We start from the raw sequence: 9,131 nt of genomic DNA on the forward strand, positions 1-9,131 counted from the left end.
TAGGAATGCTCCGCGCCCAGGGCGTTGGGGTGCGGGAGATTGCTCGGCAAACCGGGCGAAGCCCATCGACGGTGTCGCGGGAGCTGGTTCGCAGTGCCGCCACACGCGGTGGTCGGCTCGTTGAGGGTAGTTGAATATTCAAGGGGCGACTATCTCGACGTTTGCCGCAGTCTGCCCGATGCCGTGCGGCTGGTGTGCGTGAATCACGGCTAAGTCGTGGTAGACTCTCAGGTTTTTCCTGAGGGGCGCTCGCATGACGGCTCGCATTATCGATGGCAACGCGCTTTCCGCGAAACTCCGCGGAGAACTCGCCGCGAAGGCGGCTGAACTGACCGCACAGGGCACCCAGCCCTGTCTGGCGGTGATCCTGGTGGGCGGTGATCCGGCTTCTGCCGTTTACGTGCGCAACAAGGTGGCTGGCTGCGAGAAGGCCGGCATCAAGTCCCTCAAGTTCGAATATCCGCAAGATGCCGCCCCTGCCGACGTGCTGGGCAAGATCGCCGAGCTCAACGCCGACCCGTCGGTGCACGGCATCCTGGTGCAGCTGCCGTTGCCCAAGCAGTTCGACGAGAAGGAAGTGCTCGAGGCGATCGCCGTCGAGAAGGACGTGGATGGCTTCCACGCCGAGAACGTCGGCCGCCTGTCGCAAGGCCAGGAAGCCTTCGTGCCGTGCACGCCCAACGGTGTGATGGAGATGCTCAAGAGTATCGAGATGCCCCTGCGCGGCGCCGAGGCCGTGGTGATCGGCCGCTCCAACATCGTCGGCAAGCCGATGGCGATGCTCCTCACCGCCGCCGGCGCCACCGTCACCGTGTGCCACTCGGGCACCCGCGACCTCAACTTCCACACCCGTCGCGCTGACATCCTCGTCGCCGCCATCGGTAAGCCCAAGTTCGTCACCGGCGACATGGTCAAGCCGGGCGCCACCGTCATCGACGTGGGCATCAACCGTCTGCCCGACGGAAAGCTCTGCGGCGATGTGGATTTCGAATCCGCCAAGGAAGTCGCTGGCGCCATCACCCCGGTTCCCGGTGGCGTGGGCCCGATGACCATCACCATGCTGCTCGTGAACACCGTGGTGTCCGCCGAGCGCAGCCTCGCCAAATCCAAGGGCTGACGCCCGGTTCGCGCCTTCGGGCGCACTCTGAACACAGTCTGGACAAGCAATGAACGCCTCTTCCACCTTGACCCAAACCTCTTCGCCGGTGATCGGCATCGTCATGGGCTCCAACTCCGACTGGCCCACGATGCAGGCTGCGGCCAAGGTGCTGAAGGAGTTCGGCGTACCCTTCGAGGCCCGCGTCGTTTCCGCCCACCGCACCCCGGACCTGATGTTCGAGTACGCCGAACAGGCGCGTGGCCGTGGGATCCGGGCGATCATCGCCGGTGCCGGTGGCGCCGCCCACCTGCCGGGCATGATCGCCGCCAAGACGACCCTGCCGGTGCTGGGCGTGCCGGTGCAGTCCAAGGCGCTGTCGGGCAAGGATTCCCTGCTGTCCATCGTCCAGATGCCCAAGGGCATCCCCGTGGCCACCTTCGCCATCGGTGAAGCCGGCGCCGCCAATGCGGGCCTCTTCGCCGTGTCGCTGCTGGCCGCCACCGATGCCGCCCTCGCCGACAAACTCGACGCCTTCCGCGCCGAGCAGACCGCCAGCGTGCTGGCCATGACCCTCGACCCGATCTGATTCCAGGATTGACCCGATGATCCTCCCGCCCGCCACCCTCGGCATGCTCGGCGGCGGCCAGCTCGGCCGCTTCTTCGTCGCTACGGCCCACGAAATGGGCTACAAGGTTTGGGTGCTCGACCCCGATCCCCACAGCCCGGCCGGGCTGATCGCCGACCGCCACCTGCAGGCCGGCTACGACGACTTCGCCGCCCTCGACACCCTGGCCGACGCCTGCGCCGCGGTGACCACCGAGTTCGAGAACGTCCCGGCGGACACCCTCGACTACCTCGCCAAGTTCGTCCCGGTGCGCCCGGGCGCGTCGGCCGTCGCGGTGTGCCAGAACCGCATCGCCGAAAAATCCTTCCTGCGCGACAACGGCCTGCCCCACGGCCCGTTCGCGGTGATCCAGTCGGACGCCGATATCGCCGCCGCGCCTGCCAGCCTCTACCCGGCCATCCTCAAGGTGGCCCGCTTCGGCTACGACGGCAAGGGCCAGGCCCGCGTCACCAACGCCGCCGAGGCCCTGCACGCTTTCCACCAGTTCAAGAACGAAGCCTGTGTGCTGGAGCAGATGCTCACGCTGGATTACGAAGTCTCGGTGGTGCTCGCCCGCGACGAGAACGGCAAGGTGAAGTGCTTCCCCACCGTCGAGAACCAGCACACCCGCGGCATCCTCGATGTGTCCATCGCCCCGGCCCGCGCCAGCGGCTGCCTGCGTGATTCGGCCCAGGAGTACGCCGAGCGCATCGCCGAGCGGCTGGGCTTCATCGGCACCCTGGCGGTCGAATTCTTCGTGAGCCGCGGCGAGCTGTTCGTCAACGAGATGGCACCGCGTCCCCACAACAGCGGTCACCATACCATCGACGCCTGCGTCTCCAGCCAGTACGAGCAGCAGGTGCGCGCCCTGTGCGGCCTGCCGCTGGGCGAGACGACCCAGCACAGCGCCTCGGTGATGGTCAATCTGCTGGGCGAGCTGTGGTACGAGGGCGGTGAGCCCCATGGCCGCTACCGCGAGCCCGACTGGTCGATCCTCCACGCCGTGCCCGGCCTCAAGCTGCACCTCTACGCCAAGCACCACGCCCGCCATGGGCGCAAGATGGGCCACTTCACGGTGGTCGGCAGCGACGCCGCCGACGTGCTCGCCAAGGCGCTGGCCGCCCGCGCTGCCATCGGCGTGCGCGGCGACTGATCCAGCCGGCCGCATGAACGACATCCCGCAGGCCGTCGCGCTACTCCGCCGGGGCGACCTCGTCGCCCTGCCCACCGAGACGGTCTATGGCCTCGGCGCGGACGCGATGAACCCCGAGGCCTGCGCGAAGATCTTTGCCGCCAAGGGCCGGCCTTCCGACCACCCGCTGATCGTTCATCTGCCCGACGCCGAGCAGTTGCCGGTGTGGGCGCGGGCGATCCCCAAGGAGGCCATCGCGCTGGCCCGTGCATTCTGGCCCGGCCCGCTCACGCTGATCCTGAAAAAGCACGAGGACGTGCCCGATCTCGTCACCGGCGGGCAGGATACCGTCGGCCTGCGCGTGCCCAACCACCCGGTCGCGCTTGAGCTGCTGCACGCCTTCGGTGGCGGCATCGCGGCGCCGTCCGCCAACCGCTTCGGCCGCATCAGCCCCACCACCGCTGCCCATGTGCGCGAAGAGCTGGGTGATCGCGTGCCGCTGATCCTCGACGGCGGTCCCTGCCAGGTCGGTCTCGAATCCACTATCCTCGATCTCTCCCGCGATGTGCCGGTCATCCTGCGTCCCGGTGCCATCGGCGTGGACGACATCGCCCGCGTCATCGGCCGTCGCCCGCGCCTGCGAGGCGAAGACGAAGCCGGGCAGGGCGGCGATGCCACGCCCCGGGTCTCCGGCGCGCTGGCTGCCCACTACGCGCCGCGTACGCCGCTGGAACTTGTCGCGGGCGCCGATCTGCTGGCGGCCATCCAGCCCGGCGATGCCGTGCTGGCCCGCATGGCGCGTCCGGACAGCCTGCCCGACGGCCTGCGCTGGGTTGTAGCCGCGCCGGACGCCGCCACTTACGGCCACGATCTCTACGCCGCGCTGCGCGATCTCGATTCCGCCGGCTGTCGTCGCATCCTCGTCGAAACCCCGCCGGCCAGCCCGGAATGGTCGGCCGTCATCGACCGCCTTGGCCGTGCTGCAGTGGGATCGGGCGAAGACGACGAAACCTGAAAGAAGGGGCTTTTCAGCCGAAAAAACCGCCGCTATAATGCGCGGCTTACGTGGGCCGATAGCTCAGCTGGGAGAGCGCCGCGTTCGCAATGCGGAGGTCGTGAGTTCGATCCTCATTCGGTCCACCACCGGTTTCAAAAAATGCCAGCAGGTCTGCCTGTTGGCATTTTTAATCTGCAGCACCCCGTGGAGGGGTTCCCGAGCGGTCAAAGGGATCAGACTGTAAATCTGACGGCACTGCCTTCGAAGGTTCGAATCCTTCCCCCTCCACCACCCCGATATCCGAAAAGGCCCTGGCGCAAGCCCGGGCCTTTTTGCTTTTTGGGTGCGTGAACCGCCTTGTTCAAAAATAGTGAACGACGTATAATTTTAATCGTCGTTTAGCTATGGAGGCGGGCATGTTCGAGCAAACTCAGCGGTTGAGCAGGCGGATGCGGGAAGCGGTGGAGTGCCGGCCATGACCGATATCCTTCCGGCCGAACCCGGGCGCCGCGAACGCAAGCGGCAGCAGCAGCTCGACCACTTGGCCGATACGGCCTGGGCGTTGTTCGAGGCCGAAGGCTTCGAAGCGGTGACGATGGAGCGCATCGCTGATGCCGCCGACGTGGCCAAGGGCACGCTCTACAAGCACTTCCCGGTGAAGGAGGCGCTGCTGCGGCATCGCTTCCACCGGGAGCTGCACGCCGTGTGGCCGGAGATCCAGCCCGAGATGGCCGCGGCCGCGCCAGGGCCGGCGAGGCTGGCGTGTTTCTTCCGGCTGCAGGCGCGCTGGTGCGAGAGCCGGCGGGGCTACCTGCTGCCCTATGTGCGCTTCAGGCTGGCCGATCCGCAGCTCACCACCGACAAGCGCGAACGCAGCGGCATGGATCGCATCTTCACCGAGCTGATCGCCCAGGGGCAGGCGGCGGGCACGCTCCGCGCCGACATCCCGGCTGCGCTCTTGGCGGGCTACCTCCAATTCACCCATCTGGCGACCCTGCTGCGCTGGCTGACCGAAGACGGTCTGTCGCTGGAGGTGGAGCTGACACGCATGCTGGAGCTGGCGTGTAGCGGAATGGGAGCGCGGTCATGAACATGCAGCCGGAGATGTATCCGCTCGATGCGGCAGTGGCGGCCGACGCGGCGCCCGAGGTGGTCGGCGGCAAGGGCCTGCAGCTTGGGCTGCTGGTGCGCTATGGGCTGCCGGTGCCGGATTTCTTCGTGTTGCCGGCGGCGTGGAGCCGTCAGCGCGGGCGCGACGACGACGATCTGCAGCAGATCCTCCACGCCGAACTTGTCGCCCGGGGCTGGCTGGATGTGCCGCTCGCCGTACGCTCGTCGGCGGTGGGCGAGGACGCGGCGGCGGCCTCGTTCGCCGGGATCTACCGCTCCTGCCTAAACGTGCGGGGTGTGGCTGCGTTGATGACGGCGGTGGGCGAGGTGTGGGGCTCGCTGGATACGCCGACGGCGGCGGCCTATCGCACCCGCCTCGGGCTCTCCGGCGAGCCGTTGATGGCGGTGGTGGTGATGCCGCTGCTGGCTGCCGGGGCCTCCGGCATCGCGTTTACCTGCGACCCGGTCAGTGGCCGTGAGGACAGGCTGATCGTGCACGCCCAGTGGGGCCTGGGCGAGACCCTGGTGGGGGGCGAGACCGATGGCGACGAATACGTGTTTGCCGAAGACCGGGCCGACGTCTGGCGGGTGATCGCGCAGAACCGCGGCGGCAAGGGCACGATGAGCGTGCCGGCGCCGGCGGGCGGCACGACCCGAACCGCGGTGGCGCCGGCCGACGCGGCGCGGGCGGTACTCGACACCGCCCAGGCCGAGGCGCTGGCCGCGCTGCTCCGTGATGCGGCGCTGGCCCTCGATTTCGTCGCGCCGTTCCACGATCTCGAGTGGGTGTGGGACGGCGCCGATTTCTGGCTCACCCAGGCCCGCCGCGTCACGCGCCGGCCCCACAACACCTGTCCCGCGCTGCGGGGCAAGCCGGCGATCTGGACCCGTGGCAACACCTGCGAGGTGATGCCCGAGCCGCTCTCGCCGATGGACTGGGCCTTCTCGCGGCGAGGTGTCAATGACCTGCTGGAGCCCGGCTGGCGCCTGGCCGGCCAGGCCTTGCTGCCGGGTGCCCAGCGCGCCGGGTTGTTCGATGGGCGGCTGTACCTGGAGGCGTCGATCCTGCAGTGGGAGGCGCGCTCCGCCATCGGGCTGCTGCCGGAGCGATTCAACGCGATGATGGGCGGGCACCAGCCGTGCATTGAGGTCGCCCCGCCGGGTTGGCGGGAGCGCCTGCGACACCTGGGCAACACGCTGCGCTGCCTGCGCCGGGCGCCGGCCCTGCGGCGCCGGGGGTTGGCGGAGGTGGCGTCGATGCACGCGCTGTCGCGGGAGATCCGCAGCGCGCCGCTGCCGGGCGACTGCGAAGGCCTGTTCCGGCAGCTCGACCGCGTGCTGCGGCTGACCCGCGAGGCCGAGGGGATGCATTTTCTGCAGGGCGCGGGCGGGGCCAGCCTGAGCATGCTTCTCGACAGCATGGAGAAGCAGTTTCCGGGCGAGGGTGCGGCGATCGGAGCCGGGCTGCTGGCCGGCGGCGAGCCGAGCGTAACGGCGATCCAGGGCTTTGCCCTGCTGGATCTGGCGCGGCAGGCCGCCGGCCTTGAGCGGCCGCTGGACGCCCCAGCCTTCGCCGCTGCCTTCAAGGCCTTTCTCGACGCCTACGGCCACCGCGGCCCGTACGAAACCTACCTCCGCAACCCGCGCTGGGACGAAGCGCCCGAACTGGTGCTGGCGCAGCTGCCGGCACTGGCGGAGATCGATGCGGCGGCCCTGCGCGAACGGCAGCGTGGTGCGGCCGCCGCCGCGTGGCAGCGCATCCGGCGCGACCTGCCCTGGTGGCGTCGGCCGCTGCTGGCCTCGGTGGTGCTTGCGGCCAACCGCGAGTGCAACCAGCGCGAGGCAGCCCGCAGCGGCCTGATCTCGATGCTGGCGGCCGGCCGGCGGATCTGGCTGGCGATCGCCGGGCAGATGGTGGAGACGGGCGGCTATCTTTCCCACGGGGCCATCGTGGCGCGGGAGTTCGCGCTGCCGGCGGTGGTCAATCTGCCGGGCATCCTCGACCTGCTGCAGGACGGCGACGAGGTGGAGGTGGATGGCCTGCGTGGAACGGTGCGGCGCATCGGTGGGTCGCGACGGCCTGCGGCCGGTTGAGGCTTTCGTCATGGCGGCGGCGGGGGGCGATGTGTATGATCGTGCGTCGCCCGCCATGCCCCGATCCGGGGTGGGCCCACGATGAACCCCAGCGGCTGCCGGACCGGCGTCCGGCCACGTAGAACGAATCGATCATGCTAGGCATAAAAAAGGCTCCCCTCCTGCTCGCCCTCTGCGCGGGCGCCCTGTCTGGCCTGTCCGCGGCTCCGGCCGAGGCGGGCGACGTGACGATGACGCCCGTCGAGTGGTACGCGCTGCCGGATTTCTGCCGTCCCGCGATCCTCGGTTCGATCTACATCCAGCGCGTGCCTTTCGAACTGCGTGGCACGGCAACGGAAGGCCCCAAGACGTCCGGCGGTGCCAGCAATCCGTCGGGCATTCCTGGGCCCCATCACTTCTGCTACGGCCTGATCCACCTCAGCCGCGCCAAGCGTGGGGGCGAGAAGTTCGATACCGCGGTGAGCGAGTTCAACTACTCGTACGGGCAGATGAACCGGAATGCGCCGATGTTCTCGTACGTGAGCGCCAACCTGGGCCGCGCGCTGTACGGCCAGCAGAAGAAGGCCGATGCGGCGAAGGTGTGGACGGAGGCCATTGCGCTGCAGCCCCAGCGTCGCGAGTCCTACCTCGCCCTGGCCGAAGCCTTGCTCGGCGAGCATCGCCCCGACGAGGCGCTGAAGGTGCTCACGAAGTACGAGGAGAACAAGGAAAGCGATTACCCGGACGCCGAGCACTTCCTGGCCCAGACCTACTTTGATTTGAAGAAGTACGGCGAAGCCAAGGCCCACGCCGAGCGCGCCTACGCGCTGGGGTATCCGGTGTTTGGCCTGAAGGACAGGCTGAAGCAGCTGGGCAAGTGGTAGCCTGAGCTGATTTGTACAAAAAACGGCAACAATGATCGACTCATTGTTGCCGTTTTTGTTATTGCACAGCGCCTTGTGGCGCGCGAAGGCCGGGCCTCAGCGCGGGCGCAGGCTTTCGGGGATCGGGCGCGGAGCGAGCTTCTCGGCGGCGACTTCGAGGGCGTAAAGCGTGCCGCCGGTGACCAGCCAGGCATGGACCCAGTCGGGCGTGGGGCCGACGCCCGACCACGTGAGGGCGCGGTTCGACGGGTGCATGTAGCGGATCTTGGTTTCGGCTTCGCGGGCGCGGGCGGCCTGTTCGGCGGTTTCCCTGGCCTTCTGCTCGGCTTCGGCGGCTTCGCGGGCGGCTTTCTCGGCGGCGGCGCGGGCTGCGGCTTCGGCTTCCTCGACGGCGCGGCGTGCCCGTTCTTCCTCTTCCTTTTCCCGTTTGGCGATTTCGGCCTTGATCTGCTCGGCGAGCGCTTCCAGCTCTGGTAAATCGTAGGACTTCAGTTCGGTCATGGGGCGGCGATGCAGGGGGACGGTCGATGAACCAACGGCGGGAACATATCAGGGCTGAAGGGCCTCCGGGTGGCGATTGTGTGACATTCGTTCCCTGTGTCACACCCGCGGCGGTAGAAAAAACCCGCCGGGCCGGAGCCGGGCGGGCGGGGTGTCGATGGTGGCTTATTCGGACTCGGGACGCATCTGCGGGAACAGGATGACGTCGCGGATCGCCGGGCTGTCGGTGAGCAGCATGACCAGCCGGTCGATGCCGATGCCGCAGCCGCCGGTGGGGGGCAGGCCGTACTCGAGGGCGCGGATGTAGTCGGCGTCGTAGTACATGGCTTCCTCGTCGCCGGCGTCCTTGGCCTGGGCCTGGGCCTGGAAGCGGGCGGCCTGGTCTTCGGGGTCGTTGAGCTCGGAAAAACCGTTGGCGATCTCGCGGCCGACGATGAAGAGCTCGAAGCGCTCGGTGATCTCGGGGTTGCTATCCGATGCGCGGGCCAGCGGGCTGACTTCGACCGGGTAGTCGATGATGAAGGTCGGCTCCCAGGTCTCGGCTTCGGCGCAGGCTTCGAAGAGCTGCAGCTGCAGGCTGCCGAGGCCGCCCGGCTTCACCTTCTCGCCGAAATCCTTGATCTTCTGCTTGAGCCAGTCGGCGTCGGCCAGCTGGGCGTCGGTGAAGCCGGGGTGGTGCTTGCGGATGGCTTCGACGATGGTCAGGCGGTGGAAGGGCTTGGACAGGTCGA

Annotated in this window: 9 protein-coding genes, 2 tRNA genes and 1 pseudogene; 10 read left to right on the plus strand and 2 right to left on the minus strand. The window is 68.3% G+C overall.

Annotation, left to right across the window (positions count from 1 at the left end):
• The 10 genes and pseudogenes from Q0672_RS12630 to Q0672_RS12675 form a co-directional block, all read left to right on the plus strand.
• Positions 1-119: pseudogene (locus Q0672_RS12630) on the plus strand (helix-turn-helix domain-containing protein); the annotation flags it as partial.
• 134 nt (positions 120-253) lie between these two features.
• Positions 254-1,117 carry a bifunctional methylenetetrahydrofolate dehydrogenase/methenyltetrahydrofolate cyclohydrolase FolD gene (folD, locus tag Q0672_RS12635; protein WP_298622664.1) on the plus strand — a complete coding sequence of 288 codons (864 nt, stop codon included), beginning with the start codon at positions 254-256 and terminating at the stop codon, positions 1,115-1,117.
• Between the two features lie 49 nt (positions 1,118-1,166).
• Positions 1,167-1,685 (plus strand): 5-(carboxyamino)imidazole ribonucleotide mutase, encoded by a 519-nt coding sequence (purE, locus tag Q0672_RS12640; RefSeq protein WP_298622665.1) that lies wholly within the window; start codon positions 1,167-1,169, stop codon positions 1,683-1,685.
• 16 nt (positions 1,686-1,701) lie between these two features.
• Positions 1,702-2,856 (plus strand): 5-(carboxyamino)imidazole ribonucleotide synthase, encoded by a 1,155-nt coding sequence (locus Q0672_RS12645; RefSeq protein WP_298622666.1) that lies wholly within the window; start codon positions 1,702-1,704, stop codon positions 2,854-2,856.
• A gap of 13 nt (positions 2,857-2,869) precedes the next feature.
• Positions 2,870-3,850, plus strand: coding sequence for an L-threonylcarbamoyladenylate synthase (locus Q0672_RS12650; RefSeq protein WP_298622667.1), 981 nt, complete (start codon positions 2,870-2,872; stop codon positions 3,848-3,850).
• 52 nt (positions 3,851-3,902) lie between these two features.
• A tRNA-Ala gene (locus tag Q0672_RS12655) sits at positions 3,903-3,978 on the plus strand.
• A 60-nt stretch (positions 3,979-4,038) separates the two neighbouring features.
• Positions 4,039-4,123, plus strand: a tRNA-Tyr gene (locus Q0672_RS12660).
• Positions 4,124-4,307: 184 nt separating this feature from the next.
• A complete protein-coding gene (locus Q0672_RS12665; protein WP_153159863.1) occupies positions 4,308-4,922 on the plus strand; it encodes a TetR/AcrR family transcriptional regulator in 615 nt (204 codons plus the stop codon).
• The gene (locus Q0672_RS12670) at positions 4,919-7,036 is read left to right on the plus strand and encodes a PEP/pyruvate-binding domain-containing protein (protein ID WP_298622668.1); all 2,118 of its coding nucleotides are present in this window, start codon (positions 4,919-4,921) and stop codon (positions 7,034-7,036) included. Before Q0672_RS12665 ends, Q0672_RS12670 begins: the two co-directional genes overlap by 4 nt.
• A gap of 134 nt (positions 7,037-7,170) precedes the next feature.
• A complete protein-coding gene (locus Q0672_RS12675; protein WP_298622669.1) occupies positions 7,171-7,899 on the plus strand; it encodes a tetratricopeptide repeat protein in 729 nt (242 codons plus the stop codon).
• 96 nt (positions 7,900-7,995) lie between these two features.
• Here the strand turns inward: Q0672_RS12675 and Q0672_RS12680 are convergent, their stop codons facing one another.
• Positions 7,996-8,400, minus strand: coding sequence for an H-NS family nucleoid-associated regulatory protein (locus tag Q0672_RS12680; RefSeq protein ID WP_298622671.1), 405 nt, complete (start codon positions 8,398-8,400; stop codon positions 7,996-7,998).
• Between the two features lie 165 nt (positions 8,401-8,565).
• On the minus strand, positions 8,566-9,131 hold a 566-nt coding region (locus Q0672_RS12685), incomplete at its 5' end, for an amino acid--tRNA ligase-related protein (RefSeq protein WP_298622673.1).

Origin of the sequence: uncultured Zoogloea sp., assembly GCF_937894855.1 — a bacterium.
Taxonomy (GTDB): domain Bacteria; phylum Pseudomonadota; class Gammaproteobacteria; order Burkholderiales; family Rhodocyclaceae; genus Zoogloea; species Zoogloea oryzae.